Source organism: Brevibacillus sp. GCM10020057 (assembly GCF_042683565.1).
Classification (GTDB): Bacteria; Bacillota; Bacilli; order Brevibacillales; family Brevibacillaceae; genus Brevibacillus.
Map to the genome: position 1 here is coordinate 1 of NZ_JBHUJW010000023.1, position 22,831 is coordinate 22,831.

Sequence of the window (22,831 nt, forward strand, 5' to 3'; positions counted from 1 at the left end):
TTCCTCTTCTGCACTCAAGCTCTGCAGTTTCCGATGCGAACCGGGGTTGAGCCCCGGGCTTTAACACCAGACTTACAAAGCCGCCTGCGCGCGCTTTACGCCCAATAAATCCGGACAACACTTGCCACCTACGTATTACCGCGGCTGCTGGCACGTAGTTAGCCGTGGCTTTCTCGTCAGGTACCGTCAAGGTACCGCCCTGTTTGAACGGTACTTGTTCGTCCCTGACAACAGAACTTTACAATCCGAAGACCTTCATCATTCACGCGGCGTTGCTCCATCAGACTTTCGTCCATTGTGGAAAATTCCCTACTGCTGCCTCCCGTAGGAGTCTGGGCCGTGTCTCAGTCCCAGTGTGGCCGGTCACCCTCTCAGGTCGGCTACGCATCGTCGCCTTGGTAGGCCGTTACCCCACCAACTAGCTAATGCGCCGCAGGCCCATCCGTAAGTGATAGCTTGCGCCACCTTTCCGTCTTCTCTCATGCGAGAGCAGACTCTATCTGGTATTAGCATAAGTTTCCCTATGTTATCCCAGTCTTACGGGCAGGTTGCCTACGTGTTACTCACCCGTCCGCCGCTAGCCTCCGAAGAGACTCGCTCGACTTGCATGTATTAGGCACGCCGCCAGCGTTCGTCCTGAGCCAGGATCAAACTCTCCAATAAAGTTTGATAGCAATCTGACTTCAGTAAAACACAAGCTTCTTGCACAGATTCATTCTATCCGGTTTTCAAGGAGCATCCTGTTTTCCTCGTCACCACTAGCAGAGGCGACGTTTTTTAATATAGCATAGGCTAAAACGGATTGCAACAGGAAATTATAATTAAGTTTGAAGTTTTTTTGTGTCTTAAAAATCCCCGGGCATCGCCGGGTTTTTCAAAATAACATGGACATCCCCGGTGAATCCAATGGGTATTCCGTCCATACTAAATACAAACATACATCACACGATAAGGAAGTCGAGTATGCTTCGAGCAGTCAGCTACAATATTCATAGCGGGCGCGACCTTTTCTGGCGCAAGCGTCTCGTACAAATGGCCCAGACCTTGCAAGAGCTACAGCCGGACATCATCGGGCTGCAGGAAGTACATCAAAACAGCAAGTACGGCGATCAGGCCGCTCATATCGCGGAACAGTTGGGCTATGAGTATGTATTCGCTCCGTCCATTCCGCTGGCCGACGGGTATTATGGCATTGCGCTGCTGACCCGGCTGCCGGTCGCAAGCTCCCAAGTCATACCGCTCCCGGCCAAGCGTGAGAAACGCACCTTGCTCACCGTGAACGTCACTTGGGCGGGCCAAAACATCTCGATTTGGAACACCCATTGCAGCCTGAATCAGGCGAGCCGCAGATACCAGCTGCAAAGACTGACAGAGCTGACTCGCGCTCAACGGGACATCCCCCGTCTGCTCATGGGCGATTTCAACTCATCCGCGATATCGTTTTCCCCGTATTATGTGGATTGCGCCAAGGAGCTCGGCAAAGAAAGCTTGCACACGATTCCCGCTTTCCGCAGAAGGCTCGACTACATCTTCGCTTCCCATCACTGGCAAGTATGCAGCTACGAGCTCTCCCCCGTCTCCTGGTCCGATCATTTGCCTGTCATCGTCGACTTACGGCTGCTTGACGCCTAGCTCTTGCAGGATAAAATCTTTCACATCGACCAGCCTGGCCGGTGTAGGGAAGCGCTGGGCGGCGCCGACAACAAGCAGCGGAATGATGGAATCCTGCTTGTGCAAGGAGCCGTGGCTCCCGCCGCCCAAGTGAGTAGGGGCACATTCCGACAAAAATTCATACCCGATGGCCGCACTTACGACAATTACGGGTGCCGTTTGCGAAAAAAAGGCGCCATACAATCGCGAAAACGCATCCGGAAACGTGTCGAACAGGAGCAATTCTCCATCCGTGGCCACATCCAGCACGGCGAGCTCTCCCTCCACGCTCCAGCGTCTACCGTACACGTCCCGATACGGACCGCCGCGCCAGAAGCGCATCAGCCGGTCCGTTCCTCCACGCCGCACTACGATCTGACTGTCTTCGCGCCAGGCAATCAGGTCGATTCGCTCGTCTACGGAAACTGCCTCCACGATCGGCAGCAACTTGCTCTCGTCGGTCGGGTACAGGTAAGACATCCGTTCATTGTTGCAGATCACCACATCCATTTGCGGGGTTACTTGCGCCCCTAACGGCTGAATGGAAAAGCGGGAGAGCAGGCTGTCCAAGCGAATGTTGTGATCTTCACTCTCTCCAATCAACGTCTGCCCGTGGTCGCTGATCAGAATGCAGACGTTGCGCTCCAGTACCTGCTCCCACGAGTCGAAGCTGTCCAAAAAGCGGACCAATTGCTTGTCCACATCAGCCAAATGCGAAATCGCATCCAGTGGCGATTTGTGCAGCTTGTGATCGTTTTCGGGTAAATAGACAAGGGTAAAATCCGGTTGGTTGCCGCTGCGAATGACTTCAATCAGCACATCGATCGCATACGTGTCGTTGATGCCGTAGCCTTCCGATAACGTCTGTGCCATATTCCACGTAATCGGACGAAAAATAGGCGGCCGAACCAAAGTTCCCAGGCTCATGATCGTCGGGCCGCTCACCTTTTCCCGCAGTTGAAAGGCTGTCAAGGCATCGAGCAGCGGCGGGATATGTACCTGGTGCTGCTTGTGGCCCCGATGTGCGATTACGTTAATGGAGCCGGAGACGAGCTTGTTCTCCTCGAGAATTTCGTGGATGGTCGGCACATCCTTGCTCAAATGCCGTTCGTTCAAATCAAAGAGCACATTCGTGGCACAATGCGTGATCCCTAGCTTCTTGACAGGAATGGCCCCATTAATATAGTTGTACATCTTCCCTTTCGCAGGATCATACCAGACCAGCCCGGGAACTTTGTGTTCATCCGGATACACCCCGGTAATCAGCGAGCAGTCGATCGAAGCGGTCATAGTCGGAAAAACGGTGACACAATCAGGAATATACTGCCCTCGCTCCATCAGAAATTGCATAGCTGGCGCTTTTTTCGCGGCGATGCATCGCTCCAGGACGTCCGGCATCATGGAGTCGATCAGGAAAAGAATTACCTTTTTCATCCGTCTGCCATCCTTAGTCTGACATGTCATCGTACATGCTAGTGTTCGATTTCTATTCCCCTGCTATTCGCACCGCGCGAAAAAGCCCGTCCGCCACATTCACTGGCAGACGGGCTCTGGCCGCTCTCTTACCTTCCCTGGTATACAAGCGTATTGACGCCATCTTTGCGTTGAAGCTGCAAGACAGGATGGCTTTTCAAATAAGGAGCAAGCGCAACGTAGTCTTTCTCCCCGATGGACGTATCCCCCAAAAGATGCTGGAGAACGGCTGCTTTGATCTGCAGTCCATCGGCTCCCTGCTTGAACAGCGGATCGACAGTTGGAAACGGCACCCCGTTGATGACCGTATCGCCGTTTTCATCACTCAGTTCCCACGATTTTACATTCAAGGAGCGGAGAGCTTCCACGACCTGTGCGGCATAGTCCTCGACGACCAGATCCGGCGTGAGGCCGATGTGGTTGACGACGGTATGCTTCGGCGTAAAGTATTCGTTCAAGGTCAGCTTCAGGGCGTCTCCATCTGAAAGCGGGATTACTTGCTGTGCGCTGCCTTTTCCATACGTCTTGGTGCCGACCAGCTTGGCGATGCCGTGATCGCGCAGCGCACCGGACAAAAGCTCCGACGCGGAGGCCGTGCCGCCGTTGACCAGGATGCGCACCGGAACCCCGATGTCCCGCCCGTTGCGAACCCATGTCTCTACTTCCACCCCATTGCGGTTCGTCGTGTACATCAGAAGGCCTTCTTCCATGAACAGGCTGGCAATGTCGCGGGCCGTCGACAAATAGCCGCCGCCGTTATCACGCAAATCAAGGACGAGACCTTTCAACGCTTGGCCGGAGCGCGCAAACTCTGCCAGCTTGTCCCGCATCTGGACGGCCCCATCGGAACCGAACGTCTCGAGGCTGATGTAGCCAATCCCGTCTTTGGAAAACATCTGTCCTTCGGCTTCCGGCAGCGACATCATGGCCCGCTTCAGCTTCACCTGAAATTCGCGTTGCTCGGACGGACGATAAACGGTGAGGATGGCTTCGCTGCCCGCCTCGCCTTTCAGATAGGCGTACGCCTCCTCGAATGTTTTGCCCAAAAGTGAAATATCTCCGACCTTTTTCAACTGATCGCCCCGCTTGAGCGGGGAAGAAGCTGCGGGAGAACCGGGGACGATCTCCCGGACAATCAGCCCGTCGTTTTGCATGCGCAGCCTGAACCCGAAGCCTACGAACTGGTTCTCTACGTCGGATTGAAACAGTTGCAGCTCGTCAGCCGTAAAAAAGACGCTGTGCGGGTCGTTCAAAGTAGAGAGCATGCCGTCGATGGCCCACATGTTGACAGTCGCAGCATCCCATTTTCCTTTGGCTTGCCATTCTGCCATGCGCTGCTCCAGCTCCGCCAGCGTATCGTCTTCCGAAGAAACCGGAAGCGACAAATGCGCTTTGGCCTCTGCCTGCTCGCTGATGGCTTGCAAAGCCCCTTTTACCAGCTGTTTGGCCTCCGGCTTGCTCAAGTGGTTCGTCATGACGTGGTAAAACACTTCTTCCGTCTCCTGGTAAGGGCTGTCTGCCGCATGCACCGGAAGCGCGGTGGCGACGAACAAAAGCGCAGCAATGGCCCATTGACTCAACCGTTTCATCGTGTCACCTCTTTCCGGACTGAACCCGGGATGAATACTTTCACATTTGCCGACAGATCATAGTGGTCTGTACCGGAGAAGGCGACGTACTCGCCGCTTTCATACAGCTCCTCATAACGCCACACATGCTCGATCAGCTCGTCGCTCTCGCGGTCAATGTAGTATTTATTCATATAAAGCGGAACGTTCTTGATCTTTCCTCTGCCCAGCGACACGCTCTTCGCCTTGGCCTCCAGAGACTGGCTCGGAATCCACTCCGTGATGATGTCGTAGCGGCCGAACGATTGCTTGTAATAGCGGGCCCCCAGCTCTCTCAGCCGCTCCTGAATGCTCTTGGTTCCGACCCACTCATGCAAATAGTCGATGACTCCTGTTTTGCTCGCATACCAGCCCTGTTTGTCGGAGTCGTAGTTGTACTGAAGCATCTTCTGCCCGTCTGTATACGTCTCCAGCTTGTCGGAGACCAGTTGCTGCGGAGACTGGTAGAAGCCGATAGTATGGCTGGTGTTTCTTTGCGCATCCACGTCCTGCGCGTACTTGAAGGCGTAGCCGCTCAGGAGCGCCTCCCCTTTTACCTGATAAGACGAGGCATGATCCAGACGGCGCAAGGTAAAGGCCAAATCTGTCGCGATAGACGACTGCTGTTGAAGCGATTGCAGATCTTTGGCCAGCAGCTTGACAAGCTGAACCATCCGCTCGTCCGATACCTTTGGCTTTTGCTTGACGAGCAGGTTCTGGGCATCTTCCGTGCGACCTTCCTGCACCAGGTAGTACACGGAATTCAGCAGCGCCTCCGGATGCCTGGACGCGAACGACTGGTACCGCTCCAACGCTTTCTCGGTATGGCCCGCCTTGACCTCCAACGCCCCGAGATAGATGGACAGCGACTCCCATTCTTTCGTTTCCCGCTTCAGTTTCTGCTCGTAGGCGGACAGGCGCTGCAAAATGGTTTCGTATTCATCAGGGTCGTTTGCTCCCATCTGCAGGGCGATGTCGTACACGTTGGCAGCGAGCAGGCGCAGCGTATCAGGCAGGACGACCTTGTCCTGGAAATACGCATCAATCGCGCGGAACGCCTCGTCCAAATTGGCTTCCAAGGGCGTGGAAGGGTCCCAGCTCAAGTAAAAGTGCACACCAATCTGATTGGAAAAGGAGTTCTCCGCCAGCTTGGTCAACTTGCTGTATGTCTCGTCTGTATCTTCGTGATTGCGAATGGCTTCAACCGCATCGACATACGTCTGCTCGTCAGCCGTTTTCGGGTCTGTATACGTCACGAACAAAGGAAACAGCTCCTGAATCTCCGGAACCATCGGAAACTTTTGACCGTCGTAATCGAGCAGCGGCAGGATCGTGTCCTGCATCAAATAGTTCATCAACCGGTCAGCCGCGACGGCAGCCTCGCCACGCTTCAGCAGATCAGTACGCTCGCCATCGAGCCAGCCCCAGCCCTTCACTTCCTCCCACGCTTGCCCGCTGTCGCCTGTCATCGTGAACATTTGCAGCAGCTTGGCCGCTTCTTCCTGGGTGATCGGCTGGTTCGGCTTCATCAATTCGCCGGGAAACACCTGCTGGATGGCATTCGGTCCGTACAGCCGGTCCATCAGATAAGAAACACGCAAAGTCGGGGCGTACATCCACGTCAGACGATCGACGTCCTTGTAGGGAAGGTACGGTTCATCAAAACCTTCTCCCCTGTTCAAATCGGCGTGCTCGGAGAGGAAGGTCAACGGATAAAGCTGAAACTGGCCTCCGTTGTACAGCCGGTCAATCAGAGCGACAAACTCCGCTCTCGTCATCGCGCGGTTCGGGTAAAACAGCGGCGCTTTGCTGCCTGCCGCAAAAAGCCCTGCCTGCACCCCGCGAATGATCGATGCCTTCGCCCAGTGCCTGCTAATATCTCCATAGGGCATGAATCCCCCAGCCGCAGAGGTAAGGCCGGGGGTCATCAGAGAAGCAGCCAATAGCACACTAGAAATCGTTCGGAATAGTCTTTGCACATCAAATCCTCCTACACTTCAACTGGCAGGCAAGAGCCTCCTTGAGGTCTTTCCCTGTTCACCTAAACAAACTGGAACGGATCCGTGTGCACATCAGATGCGACGACCTCCGTCTGGTAGCCGTTCGCAATCAGCTGCTCGAGCAAATAATGCGCCAGCTTTTGCTTCATGATCTTTTCGATATTGTGGCCGGCATCGATGATCGAAAGTCCTTCCGCCTGCGCATCGTGCGCGGTATGATACCCGATGTCGCCGGTCAGAAAAACGTCTGCGCCCCTGAAAATTGCTTTGGAGACAAACGAGCTGCCATCGCCGCCGACGACCGCAACCTTTTTCACCTGTGCGTCCAAATCTCCCACGACGCGCACGCCTTGCAAGGAGAACCGCTCCTTTACCAGCTCCGCCAGTGCGCGTAGCGTCAACGGCTCCGGCAGCACGCCAATCCGGCCGATGCCAAAGCCTGCCCCCGCCTGCTCCAGCGGAATGATATCGTACGCCACTTCCTCATACGGATGCGCGGACAGCATCGCCTTGATGACTGTCGATTGGCGGGATGCTGGCACGACCATCTCCAGTCGGACTTCCTCGACGCGCTCCAGCTTGCCTGCAGCGCCTATGTACGGATTCGCTCCTTCTCTCGGCAGGAAAGTCCCTGTACCTTCCGTCTGGAACGAACAATGGCTGTAGTTTCCGACCCAGCCTGCGCCTGCTTCGGCAACCGCCTGAAAAACGGCATCGCGGTGGCTCGCAGGAACAAACACAACCAGCTTTTTCCACATGTCGCGATGGAGAACGTCCAGCACATCTACCTTGGTCAGGCCGATCGCCTCTGCCAGCCAGTCGTTCATCCCGCCGACCGCTACGTCCAGATTCGTATGCGCGGTATAGACGGCGATGTCGTGCTTGATCAGCTTTTCAAAGACGCGTCCCGCCGCCAGATCGGTGCGGATGTTTTTCAGCGGACGATAAATGACGGCGTGGTGAGCGACGATCAGGTCCACCCCTTTCGCAATGGCTTCATCCACGACTGATTCCAGCACGTCGAGCGCGACCATTACTTTTTTTACCGGTTTTTGCAGCGTGCCGACGTGAAGGCCGATCTTGTCTCCTTCCATCGCCAGCGACTTGGGAGCCAGACGCTCCACATATTGAATCACGGTCTGTCCGTGCGCAAACATGCGATCACCCCATCTATCCATTCAACTTCCGCCTTGATTTCACGGATTCGTGTTGCCGCCTCCGGCTTGTCCGAGCGGTTCAGCTGCGCGAGGACCTTCTCCCACTTATCCCGCTCATTCTGCCATTTTTTCTTTAGGGCAGGCGGTTTTTGCTCCCACAAAAACGGCCCGATTCTGAGCAACTCTTCTTTCGTGCGGTCCTTGTGTTCGTAAGGCAGGTCCGGATTCCCCCGCTCCGCCACCAAAATTTCGTATAGAATCCCGTCTTCTTCGAGAATCGTCTCTGCGATCAGCTGCCAACCGTGGAGAAGCAACCAGCGGCGGACGATTTCCTCGCCGACATTCGGCTGCAGGATCAGCCGCGTGACCCCTTCCAGCTTGGCGATTCCTGCTTCCAGTATGGACGAGATGAGCTGGCCGCCCATCCCCGCAATACAGATGACATCGACCTCACCCGGTTCCAGGACAGCCAGGCCGTCCCCTCTCCTCACCTGGGCGCGGTCCCGAATCTGCAGCGTATGTATTTGCCGAAGCGCAGCCTGATACGGCCCCTCATTCAGCTCGCCTGCAATGACATGCGACGCAATTCCCTGCAGAAGCAAATAAGAAGCCAACAACGCATGATCCGATCCGATGTCGGCGACGCGGGCTCCTTGTGGGCAATAGCGGGCAATCGTTTCCAGACGCTTGGAAATTGTTACATATGTCATGTTTCTCTTCACCTTCCGTTAGCCTCTATTCTACCCTATTTGGGAGCGATTGCCTAATCTTAAATACCTGACAAATCGTAAACAAAGAACGACAAAATCCCCGCCGATCAAGCAGCGGGGATTCGCCAAACAAATGGGATCAGCACCCGATCTCGCGGGCGATGATGTTGCGCAGTATTTCGGATGTGCCTTCACCGATCTCCAGAAGCCGGGCGTCGCGGAAAAAGCGCTCTACCTGATATTCGCGCATGTAGCCGTAGCCGCCGTGAATCTGGATCGCCTGATGGGTGGCGGACATGGCGACTTCTGAAGCGTACAGCTTTGCCATCGCTGCTTCCTTCGTAAAGCGGCGGCCGTTGTCCTTGAGCCACGCTGCCTTGTACACCATGTTCCGCGCCAGCTCGATCTGCATCGCCATATCGGCCAGCTTGTGCTGGATCGCCTGGAAGTGGCTGAGCGAATTTCCAAATGCGGTCCGTTGTTTCGCATATTGCAGCGCTTTGTCGTACGCAGCTTGGGCGATCCCCACCGCCATGGCACCAATGCCGATGCGGCCGCCGTCCAGCGTGATGAGAAACTGCTTGAAGCCCTCTCCTTGCTTGCCCAGAACATTTTCTTCCGGAATTTTCACATTTTCGAGTATGAGCTCTGTCGTGTTGGAACTGTGCAGACCCAGCTTTTCGTAATTGGCCAGCACGGTAAAGCCCGGAGCATCAGTCGGAACAATAAAGGCGGTAATTCCGCGCGAGCCTTTCTCTTTGTCCGTAACTGCCGTCAGTGCCAGGAACGAAGCGTGTGAAGCGTTGGTAATAAAACATTTCGAGCCGTTGAGCACCCATGACTGGCCGTCGCGCACCGCCGTCGTGCGCGTACCGCCTGCATCCGAACCAGCCCCTGGCTCTGTCAGGCCGAAAGCGCCAAAGCTTTCACCGGAGCAAATTTTGGACAAATACGTACGCTTCTGCTCCTCTGTCCCAAACATGGCAAGCGGTGCACCGCCCAAGGAAATATGGGCGGAGTAGGTGATGCCCGTCGAGCCGCATGCACGGCTTAGCTCCTCCACCACGATGGCAAAGCTGACTGTGTCTGCCCCTGCCCCTCCGTATTCTTCTGGAAAAGGCAATCCCATCAAATTCAGCTCCGCCATTTGCTTGAAAACATCTACCGGAAATTGCTTCGTCCTGTCGCGTTCATCCGCTCCCGGCGCCACGACTTCATCGGCAAATTCCCGAATCATTTTTTTCAGCATTTGCTGTTCCTGGCTCAAATCATAATTCATGTAAAATCCTCCTTGTAAGCGCTTAAGCGTAATGGTGAAGAGCTGTTCACAATTTCGACTGAGCGTTTGTTCAGATTTCTCACTCCATTATACACCATCCCTTGCCTCCTGTGTGTGAATCTTGAAAAAGTTCGCGCTTCACAGTCATTACGAAAAACCCCCTTTCTGCACCAAGGAGCCTTGGTATTGAAAAAGCACGCCTATTTCTGGCGTGCTCCGATGATAATCGCCCCGGTAAAAGAAAGGGCTCCCAATATGTACCCTACACTGTAGGTTTTGACACCCATAATCTGCGCAGCCGTTTCTCCGCCAAGGAAAACGGCTGCGAGCAAGATCCCGATCAATACTTGCCACCTGCTGCTCACCCAATCACCTCTATCCGCTTTCCAGCTATATTGTAGCAAACAGCGATTGCAAGGGAAACAGGCTTTTCCACGGCCGGCAGTCATGCGAACCTACAAGCGCAGCCATGCATACCAATAGCGACGGGTGAAGAAAAACAGCGCCGAAGCCAAAAACACTTTGATGAAAAGGAGCAGTTGAATGACATCCCGCTTCGCCTCATGGATGTAGAGCGCTTGCACCTCTGCACCGAAAAAGGTTGCCAATCCGCAAAAGGCAAAGACACCCGCCCACTTCGGATTGCCGCCGCTCATGAGAAAGCCAAGGCCGGTCAGCAATCCCGCCAAAGGCACCCAGTACAGTTCCGACTTCCACCACGTATAGTCGAAGCTCACCCGGTCAACGGTCGCAAAGCCGTACAGCAGCGCCAGCCCAAGCATGCCGCAATAGAGCAAATACGAATACCCGAAAACAAACGCGCTGGCACAGAGCAGAACACAGATCAAACCAAGGTAAAACAGGATGAACGGGAGCGATCCGCCAAGCTGCTGAATGCAATACACCCCGCCAGCCAGCAGGATTACAAAGGAAAAGACTAAAAACAGATGCGTCAGCGGGGGCGCAGAACGGCGGAAAACTAGCCCCAGTATATAGAAAACGAGAGCGAAACAGGAAAAGATGGTAATTTGCATTGGGGTCTGAAAACGGTTAAAATGAAAAGCAAGCAAGATCAATCCCGCGATGATAAAGGCTCCAAGAAGCCAAGCCATTACCATTTTCCCGGTTACGGGAGAAAGTCGACTAGGGTCGTACGTTGAGGAAGCTGCGGCGAATTCGTTTCCCGCCCCTCCCAGTCTGGCATCCGTCTTTTTTCGACCGCCTCCTGTGGCTGCTGGTGCCGACGATGGCGGACGATCTCCTTCGGTATACAAATTCAACAGGAAAATGCAGTAATGTTCAGGCAGCAGATTGTTCCTTCGCCAATTTTCGATCTCCGCTATGATGGTTCGTTTGCGCTGGTCGTCCAACGCGGCCCCTCCTTACTATCGACGGCAATGGTCGGGATTGGTCGAAAAAGAAAAGCCTACGTAGGCTTTACGTAGGCCACATATTCTATATATCGGTTATTCCAGAAAATCTTTTAAGCGCTTGCTTCTGCTTGGGTGGCGAAGCTTACGCAAAGCCTTTGCCTCGATCTGACGAATCCGCTCACGGGTCACGCCAAATACTTTTCCCACTTCTTCCAGCGTACGGGTGCGACCATCGTCGAGACCGAAGCGCAAGCGCAGTACGTTCTCTTCCCGATCCGTCAACGTATCCAGTACGTCTTCCAGCTGTTCTTTCAACAGTTCATACGCAGCCGCATCGGATGGCTCCAGGGCATCCTGGTCCTCGATAAAATCACCCAGATGGGAGTCGTCTTCTTCCCCGATCGGCGTCTCCAGCGAAACGGGTTCTTGCGCGATTTTCATGATTTCCCGCACTTTTTCCGGCGTGAGATCCATTTTTTCCGCGATTTCTTCCGGCATCGGCTCGCGGCCCAACTCCTGCAGGAGCTGCCTGGATACCCGAATCAGCTTGTTGATCGTCTCCACCATGTGCACAGGAATCCGGATGGTACGTGCCTGGTCGGCAATCGCACGAGTGATCGCCTGACGAATCCACCAGGTGGCATACGTACTGAACTTGTAGCCTTTGCGGTAGTCAAACTTTTCCACCGCTTTGATAAGACCCATGTTCCCTTCCTGGATCAGATCGAGGAACAGCATGCCGCGCCCTACATAGCGCTTCGCAATCGATACAACCAGACGCAGGTTGGCTTCTGCCAGACGGCGTTTCGCTTCCTCGTCGCCCTGCTCGATCCGTTGAGCCAGTTTGATCTCCTCTTCGGCGGAAAGCAGAGGCACACGCCCGATTTCCTTCAGGTACATCCGTACAGGGTCATTGATCTTGATTCCGGGTGGAACAGAGAGATCGTCAAAGTCGAATTCTTCACTGTCCTCGTCCTTCATGATCATTTGATCGACTTCATCGTCATCGTCGCTCTCTGTGTTATTGATTTCAATTCCTTGATCACCCAGGTACTCGAAAAATTCATCCATTTGATCAGAGTCCTGCTCAAAGCTGGAGAGGCGATCCGTAATTTCCTTGTAAGACAGCACACCGCGTTTCTTGCCTAATTCGACCAATTGTTCCTTCACTTGTTCGATGGACATTGCTTCCATGTCTGAAGTGATGTTTTGCTTGTTCATCTACTATCCCTCCTTCCCCGGGAATGATCTGATGCTACCCTTCTCTTAAAGCATTTTCCAATTCAAGAATATTCATCCCTACGATGGCTGCTTGAATTTCCAGTTGTTTGCGCGCATCCTCGCTGTCCGCTGCGGCCGCCTGGAGGTGTAAGCTCCGCTGCTCTTCGCGCAATCGTTCCAACTCGGCACGCTTCGGGTAGTTATTCACTTGTTTGATGTAGTCACTGATCTCCAAATCAGATACGTCTTCCTTATACTCCATCATGGCCAATCCCGAGGCTAATTGCTTTAACGATTCGTCTTGCACGTAATGTATAAACTTTCCGGGGTCTTCCGTGTTACCCTCTGCGTAGTATGCGTACAAGTAAGCGGCCAGCGCATCGTGTTCGTCCACTTGAAAGCGTGCGCCGCATTCCTGCTGCACGCGGAGGGCGATGTCTGCATTCCGCATCATGTAAAACAGCAGCTTGCGTTCGGCCGTGTAATACGCGGGCGGCAGTGTTTTCGCGAGCGTAACTTTGCCATTATTTATACTATTATTCCATGCTGGCGATACTTTATCCCTTTGGCGCTCACTTTTTTGCTGTCTATAAGCGCGTTTTGACTCCCATTTCAAATCGCCCAGAGTCAGGGAATACTCTTCTGCCAACTGCCGCTGGTACAGGTCCCGCTCAATCGGGCTGTCCAGTTCGTTGATGATTTCGATCGCCTTGGAAATCAGGCGGGCCTTGTCTGTCTCATCCTGTATTACGGACTGGCTCCGCAAATGTTTCAAGCGGAAAGCAGTAACCGGCATTGCCTGCAGTAAGACTTGCTGGGAAAACGCTTCGGGCCCATGCTGGCGGATGTAATCGTCCGGGTCGGTCCCCTGTGGCAGAGGAGCGATCCTCACTGTCAATCCCGCCTGTTGCAAAACGTGAATCGCCTTGCTCGTAGCTTCCTGACCGGCTGCATCGCCGTCGTAACAGAGCACGACCGAATCCGTATTCCGCCGAAGGATTTGGGCCTGCTGCTCGGTCAGCGCCGTCCCCAATGTGGCTACCCCTTGTGTAAAGCCAGCCTGCCACGCAGATACCACGTCCACATACCCTTCAAACAACAACGCCTGCTTTTTCCTGCGAATATGCGCGCGAGCACGATGAAGATTGAAGAGGGTGGCACTTTTGTTGAACAGCAGGCTTTCCGGACTATTCAAATACTTGGGCTGCTGTGACTTGGGCTGGCTGTTGTCCAGTAACCGTCCGCCGAATCCGATGACATTTCCCTGTGAATCGTGGATGGGAAACATGACGCGACCGCGAAACCGGTCAAACACTTTTCCGCTCTCGCTCTTGGCCAAAAGCCCCGCTTCTACCATCTGATCCAGAGAAAAACTCCGCTTCTTGAGAAACTGTGTAACGAAATCCCATGAATCCGGGGCAAACCCAATTTGATACTCGGTTAACGTCTGCCTCGACATCCCGCGCCGCGTAAGGTATTTCATCGCCTCCGCGCCGTACGGGGTCTCTGTCAGGACGTAGTGATACAGCCTGGAAACAAGCTGATGCGCTTCCAGCATCGCCTGTCTCGCCCGCTTTTCCGGAGAAATCTCTTCTTGCTGCGGCGCGGGCACCTCGATCCCGGCGCGTTCTGCCAGTTTGTGGAGTGCCTCCGGGAATGTCAGCTGCTCCAGCTTCATTAAAAAGGAGAAGACATCCCCGCCTGCTCCACAGCCAAAGCAATGAAAAAACTGTCGCTCCGCATTTACGTTGAAGGAAGGGGTCTTCTCTGAATGAAATGGGCATAGACCGAGAAAGGCACGACCGCTTTTTCTCAGCTGCACATACTCTCCAACAACATCTACGATGTCGACAGCAGAACGCACCTGGTTCACAAACTCATCAGAAGTGGGACCTGCCATCACTATCCACCTTTTCAGGAGAATGAACGACGAGAATATTTAGTTCGTCAAAATTCGCCATTTTCCTTCTTGGGTTCGCACTTCTTTTCTTCTTTTCTACTTTTCCACATTTCCGTTAGCAATAAACGCTCGTTGCTGCGGAGAACGTGATTGTCGCCCTATTTTCGTTTCTACAAAAAACGCCAAATTCCTTCCTTCGACCTATTTCTTTTCATTGCGCAACTTGTTTTTGCGAATCATCTCGAGAATGATGTTGGCCGTCTCCTCAACCGCCTTCCTGGACACATCAATGACCGGGCAGCCCAAGCGCTCAATGATCTTGTTGGAATACGCCAGCTCTTCTTCGATCCGTTCCAGATTGGCGTAGTTCGCCTGCGCTGTCAGCCCAAGCGCCTTCAAACGCTCGGTGCGAATACCGTTCAGTTGCTCGGGATTGATCGTCAGCCCGATACAGCGCTCCGGCGGCAACTGGAACAGCTCCTCCGGCGGCTCCACCTCGGGCACCAGCGGCACGTTTGCCACCTTCAGGCGCTTGTTCGCGAGGTACATGGACAGCGGTGTCTTGGAGGTGCGCGAAACGCCGATCAGAACCACGTCGGCGCGCAATAGTCCACGCGGGTCGCGGCCGTCGTCGTACTTCACGGCAAATTCGATTGCGTCCACTTTGCGGAAATACTCTTCGTCCAATCGGCGCACCAAGCCCGGTTTACCGCTCGGCGGCACCTGCAGAATGTTTTGCAGCGTCTGCATGAGCGGGCCCATGACGTCGATAGCCGGGATGCCGTGCAGGGCTGCCTGCTGTGTGATGTACGCGTTCAGTTCGGGAATGACGAGTGTAAATACGATCATCGCTTTGGACTCTTTGGCGGAGGCGATGATCTCGTCGATGGATTCTTTGTCTTCTATGTAAGGATACTTCTGCACGTCAATCAAAAAGCGGTCAAACTGGCTGGCTCCAGCGCGAACGACAAGCTCGGCCGTTTCGCCGATGGAGTCCGAGACCACGTAGATGAGTTGTCCTTGTTGATTTGCTTGCATCGCTTCTCCTCCTACACTTTCGGTTCGCTGCCGAGTTCTACAAACGCCTTGGCTATCGTCGTCTTCGTTACCCGCCCGATCAGTTCCATCTGCTTCGGCTCATTCTCGGCGGGGCGCACAACCGGCAAGGAATCAATCTGAAAGTCGATCAGCTTTTTCGCTGCTGCGTACAGCGTATCCTCGGGCCCGCAGGTAATGATATTGGGCATCCGCGACATGATGATGCTGACAGGAACATCTTCCAGCGTCTTGTTGCCGAGCGAAGCCCGCAGCAGGTCTTTCCGCGAAATGACCCCGGCGAGATACCCCTTCTGATTCACGACGAACAGCGTGCCGACATCCTCCAGGAACAAAGTCACGATGGCGTCATACGCCGAAGCTGATTCGGACACAACGATAGGAACCGCTTTGTAGTCATTGACGAGAAGCTTGTGAAGCCGTTCACTAATGGCTGAACTGGCGGGTCTGCCGGCATAAAAATACCCGACCCGAGGTCTGGCTTCTAAGTAACCTGACATCGTGAGGATGGATAGATCGGGGCGCAGCGTCGCACGGGTCAAATTCAAGCGATCGGCGATATGCTCTCCCGTAATCGGCCCTTCATCCTTCACGATCTGTAAGATCTGCTCTTGTCGTTTGGTAAGCTCGATGACCAATCACCCCGGTTTACGTCTGTCTACCTCTTCCTAGTATTACTCTATTCGACCGGATATTCCTTCTTTCGCATGGAAAAAAGCTGCCCCCGTCGCGTTCGGACGGAGGCAAGCTGTTTTTTTATGCAAACACGAGCTTGGAGAAATCGGCGTATGCGTAGATGAGGCGGGAGAGACGGAGCAAAAGTCCCAATCTGTTGGCGCGGACAGCCTGATCTTCCGCCATGACCATCACGGAATCGAAGAACGCTTTGATCGGATCGCGCAAAGTAGCCAGCGTAGCCAGCTTCTTGTCCTGGTCCGTCAGGTTCTGCACTTCCTGCTGGACGGACAGGTACGCCTGATACAGCGCGCGCTCCACGTCTTCCGCAAAGACGGCTTCGTCTACGGCGTCGGCTTCCGCTTTTTGCGCCAGGTTGTTCACCCGGTTGAACTGCTCCACGATCAGCTTGAACTCCTCGCCTTCGACAGCGGCCATCAACGCTTTTGCTTTTGCCAAAATGTCCGGCACGAAGGACAATTCCGCAGACAGGACAGCGTCTACCACGTCGTAGCGCACGCCGTTTTCCTGCAGGACGTTTTTCAGGCGAAGGGCGAAGAAATCAACCAGGTCTTTTTTCACTTCGGCTGCCGTCCGCTTGTTCACGCCTTGCGCAGCGTACGTCTCGAGAGCCGCATCCCACAGCTGCTCCAGGGAAAGCTGCCAGCCCCGCTCCAGCAAAATGGTGACGATCCCGGCGGCCATCCGGCGCAGTCCGTACGGGTCCTGGGAGCCAGTCGGCACGATGCCGATGGAGAAAATTCCTGTGATCGTATCCAGCTTGTCGGCCAGGCTGACGATCGCGCCTTGGGCGGACTTCGGCGTCATGTCTCCGGCAAAACGCGGCAGGTAATGCTCGAACACGCCGTTCGCGACGATGTCGCTCTCGCCTGCTTTACGGGCGTAGTCAGCACCCATGATCCCTTGCAGTTCCGGGAACTCCCCGACCATGTTCGTCACCAGATCGAACTTGGCAATCTGGGCGATCCGGTCAACCTGCTTCGCTTCTTCCTGGCTCACGCCGAGCTTTTCCGCGATTTGCGCTGCCGTCTTGCGCACCCGGCGCACCTTGTCGCCGATCGTGCCCAGTTCTTCGTGGAAGACGATGGTTTCCAACCGTTTCAGGCAGTTTTCAATCGGCAGCTTCTGGTCTTCTACGTAGAAGAAGCGAGCGTCCGAGAGACGGGCGCGAAGCACTTTCTCGTTTCCTTTGGCGACATTCTCGAGCGCACGCGCATCGCCATTGCGCACGGTGACGAAATGGTTCAGCAGCTTGCCCTCGGCATTTTCCACCGGGAAGTAGCGCTGGTGCTCGCGCATGGAGGTCACCAGCACCTCGCGCGGAATGGACAGGAACTCCTCTTCAAACGTCCCGTACAGAGCCGTCGGATATTCCACGAGGTGCACGACTTCGTCCAGCAGTCCTTCGTCCATCGGAATGGTCCAGCCGTTTTCCTGCTCCATCCGGCGGATTTGCTCGACGATGGCGGCACGGCGCTCATCCGGGTCGACCATGACGTGCTGCTCGGCCAGCTTGCTCGCGTACTCGGCCGGGTGGTTGATTTCCACTTCGGTTCCGAGGAAACGGTGCCCGCGGGTGATACGGCCGCTCTTGACACCGGCGATCTCCATGTCGATCAGCTCGTCTCCGAAAAGGGCGACCAGCCAGCGGATCGGACGGACGTATTTCAGATCATAAGCGCCCCAGCGCATGTTTTTCGGGAAGTTCATGCCAGCGATGACATCGGCGAGCTGCGGCAACAGTTCTGTCGTCGCTTTGCCTGCTTCCGACTTGCGGGCATGGACGTATTCCACGCCGTTCACTTCTTTCAGGTACAGCTGATCCGGCTCCACGCCGTTGCTGCGGGCAAATCCGAGCGCGGCCTTCGTCCAGTTTCCGGCTTCGTCCTGGGCGATTTTGCGGGCAGGTCCTTTCGCTTCATCGTTGCGGTCCGGCTGTTTTTCCGCAAGACCGCTCACCAGCACGGCAAAGCGGCGCGGCGTTTCCATGGACGCGATTTGCTCAAACGGAATCCGCTCGGCTGCCAGCCACTTCTCCACTTTTTCTTTCAGCTGCGCTGCCGCGGCTGCGACGAAGCGCGCAGGCATTTCTTCCAATCCCACTTCCAAAAGCAGGTCACGCTTACTCATTTGCACCCTCTCCTTTCACGGCAGATCCACCAGTCGTTCCTTTTTGCAGGAGCGGGAAGCCGAGCCGCTCGCGCTCCTTGTAGTAGGTCTGTGCCACTTCGCGGGACAGGTTGCGCACCCGTGCGATGTAGCCGGCGCGCTCCGTCACGCTGATGACGCCGCGTGCGTCGAGCAGGTTGAACGTATGCGAACATTTCAGCACGTAGTCGTAAGCCGGGTATACCAGATTTTCTTTCATCAGGCGCTTTGCCTCTGCCTCGTACGTGTTGTACAGGTTGAACAGCATGTCCACATCCGACAGCTCAAACGTGTATTTGGAGTGTTCGTACTCCGGCTGGAGGAAGACGTCGCCATAGGTGAAGCCGTTCACCCATTCCAGATCGAACACGTTTTCTTTTTCCTGAATATAGGAAGCCAGACGCTCCAGACCGTACGTCAGCTCTACAGCGACCGGCTTGCACTCCAGACCCCCGACTTGCTGGAAGTAGGTGAACTGGGTAATCTCCATCCCGTCGAGCCATACTTCCCAGCCCAGCCCCCAGGCTCCGAGACCGGGGTGCTCCCAGTTGTCTTCGACGAAGCGGATGTCGTGCTCCAGCGGCTCGATGCCGAGCTGGCGCAGGCTGTCCAGATACAGCTCCTGAATGTTGTCAGGCGACGGCTTCATGATGACCTGGAACTGGTGGTGCTGATACAGGCGGTTCGGGTTTTCCCCGTAGCGGCCGTCCGCCGGGCGACGGGAAGGCTCTACGTAGGCGACGTTCCACGGCTCCGGGCCGATGGAGCGCAGAAACGTCATCGGGTTGAGCGTACCTGCCCCTTTTTCTACGTCATACGGTTGCACGATCAGGCAATTTTGTTTCGCCCAAAAGTTTTGCAGCGTCAAAATGATGTCCTGAAAAGTCATTTTCATGCTCTGTCCTCCTCAACAAAATAAAAACCTCCCGCCGCCTACACCGTCTGCATGAGACCGTGTAGGGACGAGAGGATTCTCGCGGTTCCACCCTACTTGGCGAAAAACTTCTTCGCCCACCTTGGAATCAAAAGATTGCTCCGGAACGCCCTTCATCAGCTTGGTGACCGGGCTTTCACTCTCCCCGGTTCGCTTGTTTCAGCCAGCGGCCGACTACTCCTTTCCTTCATGGCAACATTCGGTATCAAGTTTGGTACTTATAATAGCGAAAAGAAATTCAGATGTCAATTGTTCGTATCCGGCATCGGCATTCGCTCCAATTGTTCCAGAAACGAGCGACTTTTCAGCCGAAGGTCGAGATGCTCGTCCATGTAGCTGCGCAGGATATGCTTGAGCTGGCTGCGCGTCGCCGGCTTGACCTCGATCTCGCCGAGCCGCTCCAAATCAAATACCTGGAACAGCCGCAAAAGCTTCCAGGTCGAAGGCGTCACCGTGATGGCATACGGATCGGACGGAAGGCAAACCGGGCACAAAAGTCCGCCCTGCGACACGCTGATCGCATATGGCTCCCGTTCTGCGCCACAATTTGCGCAAGCGGATAATTGGGGAGAAATTCCGGCCACGCTAAGCATCTTGGTCTCAAAAATCCGGCAAAGAATTTCGGCATCGCGCCCCTCATCCAGATACCGGAACGTATGGAGCAATAGCTGAAACAGGTACGGATTTGGTTCCCGCTCGTGTGTGAGACGATCCAGCAGCTCTGCTATGTATGCGGCATAAGCCGTCGCATGGAGGCTTTGCCGCAAATCCCGGAACGATTCCATGATGTCCCCCTGGGAAAGATCAGGCATACCGCTGCCGGGTCCTGCCTTGCACAAATAGTATCCGTGTGAAAACAGCTGGGAGACGGCGGCCAGACGGCTCTTGGTCTTTTTGGCACCACGCGCCATGATGCCCAGTTTGCCGTGCTCCCGGGTAAACAACGTCACCACTTTGCTGGACTCCCCATAGTCCACGCTGCGGATGACAATTCCTTCCCACTTTACAAGCATGCCTGCGAGTCACCCAATTCTTCCTGGGCGAGATCAAAGGAGGCCTCCTCGTCAGCACCATCCATTTGACGGTGATCCCGGTAGAGAAGGTAAGCATGGATGTCACCGGTTGAAGCGAAAACTCTCCAAGAAAAGTCACGAAGCATGGAGCATCATCCTTTCCTGTATCGGGTCAATCCACTTCCTTCTTAGAATCACCTTTGCCCGTTATTCTATCCCTTGGAAAAATTAACACGTAGGCGCAAAACCTACTCCTCGTCGTAAAAACCGAAGTTGCGCAGCATCCGCTCCTGGTTGCGCCAGTCCTTTTTCACCTTGATCCACAGCTCCAAAAAGACCTTGTCGCCCATCAAGAGCTCGATGTCCTTGCGCGCCCGGCGGCCGATCTCCTTGAGCATCTGTCCTTTTTCCCCGATCAGGATTCCGCGCTGCGAGTCGCGCTCGACGTAAATGGCCGCGTAGATGTACAGCGTCTTGCCGTTCTCTCCGCGCTTCATTTCCTCGACGACGACCGCGATGGAGTGCGGCACTTCTTCGCGCGTCAGATGCAGCACTTTTTCCCGGATCAGCTCGGCCACGACGAAGCGCTCCGGATGGTCCGTCACCTGATCGGCCGGGTAGAACATCGGGCCTTCTTCCATCTCGTCAAAAATGGCTTTGGTCAGAGCGCCGGTGTTGTTGCCCTCGAGCGCGGAAATCGGGATGATCTGCTTGAAATCGTACAGCTTGCGGTAGTCGTCAATGATCGGCAAAAGCGCCTCCGGGTGCACCTTGTCAATCTTGTTGATGACCAGAAACACCGGCGTCCTGACTTGCTTCAACCGTTCGATGATGTACTCGTCGCCCGCCCCGCGCTTCTCTGTCGCATCCACGACGAACAACACGAGATCGACCTCGTTCAGCGTATTTTCCGCGACCGTCACCATGTAGTTGCCCAGCTTGGACTGCGGCTTGTGAATGCCCGGCGTATCGAGGAAGATGATCTGCCCTGCCTCTGTCGTATGCACCGCCGTAATCTTGTTGCGCGTCGTCTGGGGCTTGTTCGACATGATCGCAATCTTGTGCCCCACGACATGGTTGAGCAGTGTCGACTTTCCGACGTTCGGCCGTCCCACGATGGAGACGAAGCCGGATTTGAAGCTTTTTTTGGTCTTGCGGTTATCCACGTAAATCCTCCTTGGCAAACGCCCCTGGGAGCAGGGCGGATACTGTCGTTTCCCAAACATCGCCGCTCAGGTTGGTCAAATAGACTGGCATGTCCGGCGGGCACAGTTCGGCCATCACTTGCCGGCACGCGCCGCATGGAGACACCGCTTTCGGGGTATCAGCAGCAACGGCCAGCGCCTTGAACTGTTTGTCCCCTTCGGAATACGCCTTGAAAAGGGCCGTGCGCTCTGCGCAGTTGCACAAGGAATAAGCGGCGTTTTCGATATTGCCCCCCAGGTAGACCTTGCCTTCCTCCGTCAGCAGGGCAGCCCCGACCTGAAAATTGGAATACGGCACATAGGCCAGCTTCCGCGCTTCGATCGCCTGCTGCAGCAACGCTTGTTTATCCATTCTCATCATTCCACCTATCGTTATTCTCTAATAGCGCTTAGCGGAATCTTTGTCCGCACAGACACCAAGAGACCAGGCTTCTCTCGTCGAGACAGCATCTGGTCCACAGTAGCGTGATTCAACTCGTTTCAGCACTTTGCCCGGGCGCGAGCCAGACGAGCCGCGCTTGCGTCAGGCCAGCAGCCAAGCAGCCAGCTTCTGGTACAGCGGAGGTCCGAAGATCATGACCCCGATTACCGCAGAGACGACAGCCGCGACGAGGACCGCCCCGGCGCTCGCATCCTTGGCGATTTTGGCCGTACCGTGCCATTCGGGGGATGCGAGGTCCACTGCCGCCTCGATCGCCGTATTTACCAGCTCCAGGGCGATCACCAGCGCGATAGAAAAAAAGACCAGCAAAACATCGCTGCGTGGAATGTGCAGCCACCAAGCCGCCGCCAGCACGATCACAGCGGCGGCTACGTGGATTTGCATGTTTCGCTGGGTCTTCACCGTATGGACGATCCCTTGCAGGGCGTACGAAAAGCTGCGCACAAGGCGGTCCCACTCTTTCACGGGCATCTCCTACCTCGTCAAGCCGATTTGCTCCAGTACCGCTTCCTGGCGGGAAAACATTTCCTTTTCCTCTTCTTCGGTGCCGTGGTCGTAGCCGAGCAGGTGGAGAAAGCCGTGGACAGCCAGGAAACCCAGCTCTCGGTCCAGCGAATGTCCGTAGTCTTCCGCCTGCTCCTGAGCTTTGGGCAGCGAGATGATGATGTCCCCGAGCATGTTCGGAAACTTTGCGAGTTCGCTCTCGTCCATATAAATTTCCATCTCTCCCTCGCCCGGTTCATTCATGGCAAAAGACAGCACATCTGTCGGCCGATCCACATTCCGGTAGTCGCGGTTCAGTTCGTGAATCCGCTCGTTGCTGACGATTGTGACCACGACTTCTCCGTTTACATCCTCCTGGACTGCCGCCGTTTCCAGACATTTGACAATCAGGTTTTGCAGGCGCTCCTCGATCGGCTCGATATCTTCATGAAGAATTTCAACAGCTAACACGGACGCATGATCT

The 22,831-nt window shown here is 55.0% G+C and carries 21 protein-coding genes and 1 rRNA gene; 1 reads left to right on the forward strand and 21 read right to left on the reverse strand.

Translation table 11 applies throughout. From position 1 onward, the window contains the following. A 16S ribosomal RNA gene (locus ACFSO0_RS06885) occupies positions 1–663 on the reverse strand; the annotation flags it as partial. A gap of 300 nt (positions 664–963) precedes the next feature. Between ACFSO0_RS06885 and ACFSO0_RS06890 the strand changes: the two genes are divergently transcribed. After that, positions 964–1,632 carry an endonuclease/exonuclease/phosphatase family protein gene (locus ACFSO0_RS06890; protein ID WP_376878243.1) on the forward strand — a complete coding sequence of 223 codons (669 nt, stop codon included), beginning with the start codon at positions 964–966 and terminating at the stop codon, positions 1,630–1,632. On the opposite strand, the gene ACFSO0_RS06895 is transcribed toward ACFSO0_RS06890, so the two are convergent. From ACFSO0_RS06895 to ybeY, 20 genes are all read right to left on the reverse strand, one after another. Beyond that, positions 1,612–3,084 carry an alkaline phosphatase family protein gene (locus ACFSO0_RS06895; RefSeq protein WP_376878246.1) on the reverse strand — a complete coding sequence of 491 codons (1,473 nt, stop codon included), beginning with the start codon at positions 3,082–3,084 and terminating at the stop codon, positions 1,612–1,614. The two genes, ACFSO0_RS06890 and ACFSO0_RS06895, sit on opposite strands and share 21 nt — an antisense overlap. 128 nt (positions 3,085–3,212) lie before the next feature. Next, positions 3,213–4,712, reverse strand: a complete 1,500-nt coding sequence (locus ACFSO0_RS06900; RefSeq protein ID WP_376878249.1) for a S41 family peptidase — start codon at positions 4,710–4,712, stop codon at positions 3,213–3,215. Then, the gene (locus ACFSO0_RS06905; protein WP_376878252.1) at positions 4,709–6,709 is read right to left on the reverse strand and encodes an S-layer homology domain-containing protein; all 2,001 of its coding nucleotides are present in this window, start codon (positions 6,707–6,709) and stop codon (positions 4,709–4,711) included. The genes ACFSO0_RS06900 and ACFSO0_RS06905 overlap by 4 nt, the downstream gene beginning before the upstream one ends. 62 nt (positions 6,710–6,771) lie before the next feature. Further along, positions 6,772–7,887, reverse strand: coding sequence for a Nif3-like dinuclear metal center hexameric protein (locus ACFSO0_RS06910; protein ID WP_376878887.1), 1,116 nt, complete (start codon positions 7,885–7,887; stop codon positions 6,772–6,774). Further along, positions 7,863–8,597 (reverse strand): tRNA (adenine(22)-N(1))-methyltransferase, encoded by a 735-nt coding sequence (locus tag ACFSO0_RS06915; protein ID WP_376878255.1) that lies wholly within the window; start codon positions 8,595–8,597, stop codon positions 7,863–7,865. The genes ACFSO0_RS06910 and ACFSO0_RS06915 overlap by 25 nt, the downstream gene beginning before the upstream one ends. A 139-nt stretch (positions 8,598–8,736) precedes the next feature. After that, entirely contained in the window at positions 8,737–9,876 is a 1,140-nt protein-coding gene (locus ACFSO0_RS06920) for an acyl-CoA dehydrogenase (RefSeq protein WP_376878258.1), read from the reverse strand. Positions 9,877–10,076: 200 nt separating this feature from the next. Next, the gene (locus tag ACFSO0_RS06925; RefSeq protein WP_376878261.1) at positions 10,077–10,241 is read right to left on the reverse strand and encodes a hypothetical protein; all 165 of its coding nucleotides are present in this window, start codon (positions 10,239–10,241) and stop codon (positions 10,077–10,079) included. 90 nt (positions 10,242–10,331) lie between these two features. Beyond that, the gene (locus tag ACFSO0_RS06930) at positions 10,332–11,246 is read right to left on the reverse strand and encodes a hypothetical protein (protein ID WP_376878264.1); all 915 of its coding nucleotides are present in this window, start codon (positions 11,244–11,246) and stop codon (positions 10,332–10,334) included. Between the two features lie 96 nt (positions 11,247–11,342). Further along, on the reverse strand, positions 11,343–12,470 hold the full coding sequence (gene rpoD / locus ACFSO0_RS06935; protein ID WP_376878267.1) for an RNA polymerase sigma factor RpoD: 1,128 nt from the start codon (positions 12,468–12,470) through the stop codon (positions 11,343–11,345). Between the two features lie 34 nt (positions 12,471–12,504). Beyond that, on the reverse strand, positions 12,505–14,370 hold the full coding sequence (gene dnaG, locus ACFSO0_RS06940) for a DNA primase (RefSeq protein WP_376878270.1): 1,866 nt from the start codon (positions 14,368–14,370) through the stop codon (positions 12,505–12,507). Between the two features lie 201 nt (positions 14,371–14,571). Further along, positions 14,572–15,408: a pyruvate, water dikinase regulatory protein gene (locus ACFSO0_RS06945; protein ID WP_376878273.1), complete on the reverse strand. Its 837-nt coding sequence runs from the start codon at positions 15,406–15,408 to the stop codon at positions 14,572–14,574. Positions 15,409–15,419: 11 nt separating this feature from the next. After that, positions 15,420–16,064, reverse strand: a complete 645-nt coding sequence (ccpN, locus tag ACFSO0_RS06950; protein WP_376878276.1) for a transcriptional regulator CcpN — start codon at positions 16,062–16,064, stop codon at positions 15,420–15,422. Between the two features lie 118 nt (positions 16,065–16,182). Then, on the reverse strand, positions 16,183–18,252 hold the full coding sequence (glyS, locus tag ACFSO0_RS06955) for a glycine--tRNA ligase subunit beta (RefSeq protein WP_376878279.1): 2,070 nt from the start codon (positions 18,250–18,252) through the stop codon (positions 16,183–16,185). Then, positions 18,245–19,165, reverse strand: coding sequence for a glycine--tRNA ligase subunit alpha (gene glyQ, locus ACFSO0_RS06960; RefSeq protein ID WP_376878282.1), 921 nt, complete (start codon positions 19,163–19,165; stop codon positions 18,245–18,247). The genes glyS and glyQ overlap by 8 nt, the downstream gene beginning before the upstream one ends. A 284-nt stretch (positions 19,166–19,449) precedes the next feature. After that, complete coding sequence (gene recO, locus ACFSO0_RS06965) at positions 19,450–20,217, reverse strand: DNA repair protein RecO (protein ID WP_376878285.1); 768 nt, start codon at positions 20,215–20,217, stop codon at positions 19,450–19,452. After that, complete coding sequence (locus ACFSO0_RS06970) at positions 20,208–20,363, reverse strand: YqzL family protein (protein ID WP_376878288.1); 156 nt, start codon at positions 20,361–20,363, stop codon at positions 20,208–20,210. The genes recO and ACFSO0_RS06970 overlap by 10 nt, the downstream gene beginning before the upstream one ends. 102 nt (positions 20,364–20,465) lie before the next feature. Continuing rightward, a complete protein-coding gene (gene era / locus ACFSO0_RS06975) occupies positions 20,466–21,383 on the reverse strand; it encodes a GTPase Era (protein WP_376878291.1) in 918 nt (305 codons plus the stop codon). Continuing rightward, positions 21,376–21,774: a cytidine deaminase gene (locus ACFSO0_RS06980; protein WP_376878294.1), complete on the reverse strand. Its 399-nt coding sequence runs from the start codon at positions 21,772–21,774 to the stop codon at positions 21,376–21,378. The genes era and ACFSO0_RS06980 overlap by 8 nt, the downstream gene beginning before the upstream one ends. Before the next feature lie 171 nt (positions 21,775–21,945). Further along, a complete protein-coding gene (locus ACFSO0_RS06985) occupies positions 21,946–22,329 on the reverse strand; it encodes a diacylglycerol kinase family protein (RefSeq protein WP_376878297.1) in 384 nt (127 codons plus the stop codon). Between the two features lie 9 nt (positions 22,330–22,338). Then, the gene (gene ybeY / locus ACFSO0_RS06990; RefSeq protein ID WP_376878300.1) at positions 22,339–22,818 is read right to left on the reverse strand and encodes an rRNA maturation RNase YbeY; all 480 of its coding nucleotides are present in this window, start codon (positions 22,816–22,818) and stop codon (positions 22,339–22,341) included. Positions 22,819–22,831 lie beyond the last annotated feature (13 nt).

Bases quoted from the DNA above. Each gene is read 5' to 3' on its own strand.
- recO (WP_376878285.1), bottom strand. From the start codon at position 20,217: ATGCTTGTAAAGTGGGAAGGAATTGTCATCCGCAGCGTGGACTATGGG.
- ACFSO0_RS06890 (WP_376878243.1), top strand. From the start codon at position 964: ATGCTTCGAGCAGTCAGCTACAATATTCATAGCGGGCGCGACCTTTTC.
- glyQ (WP_376878282.1), bottom strand. From the start codon at position 19,165: ATGAAAATGACTTTTCAGGACATCATTTTGACGCTGCAAAACTTTTGG.
- ACFSO0_RS06970 (WP_376878288.1), bottom strand. From the start codon at position 20,363: ATGCTTCGTGACTTTTCTTGGAGAGTTTTCGCTTCAACCGGTGACATC.
- ACFSO0_RS06920 (WP_376878258.1), bottom strand. From the start codon at position 9,876: ATGAATTATGATTTGAGCCAGGAACAGCAAATGCTGAAAAAAATGATT.
- ACFSO0_RS06980 (WP_376878294.1), bottom strand. From the start codon at position 21,774: ATGGATAAACAAGCGTTGCTGCAGCAGGCGATCGAAGCGCGGAAGCTG.
- glyS (WP_376878279.1), bottom strand. From the start codon at position 18,252: ATGAGTAAGCGTGACCTGCTTTTGGAAGTGGGATTGGAAGAAATGCCT.
- ACFSO0_RS06910 (WP_376878887.1), bottom strand. From the start codon at position 7,887: ATGTTTGCGCACGGACAGACCGTGATTCAATATGTGGAGCGTCTGGCT.
- ACFSO0_RS06900 (WP_376878249.1), bottom strand. From the start codon at position 4,712: ATGAAACGGTTGAGTCAATGGGCCATTGCTGCGCTTTTGTTCGTCGCC.
- dnaG (WP_376878270.1), bottom strand. From the start codon at position 14,370: ATGGCAGGTCCCACTTCTGATGAGTTTGTGAACCAGGTGCGTTCTGCT.
- rpoD (WP_376878267.1), bottom strand. From the start codon at position 12,470: ATGAACAAGCAAAACATCACTTCAGACATGGAAGCAATGTCCATCGAA.
- ACFSO0_RS06945 (WP_376878273.1), bottom strand. From the start codon at position 15,408: ATGCAAGCAAATCAACAAGGACAACTCATCTACGTGGTCTCGGACTCC.
- ACFSO0_RS06915 (WP_376878255.1), bottom strand. From the start codon at position 8,597: ATGACATATGTAACAATTTCCAAGCGTCTGGAAACGATTGCCCGCTAT.
- ACFSO0_RS06895 (WP_376878246.1), bottom strand. From the start codon at position 3,084: ATGAAAAAGGTAATTCTTTTCCTGATCGACTCCATGATGCCGGACGTC.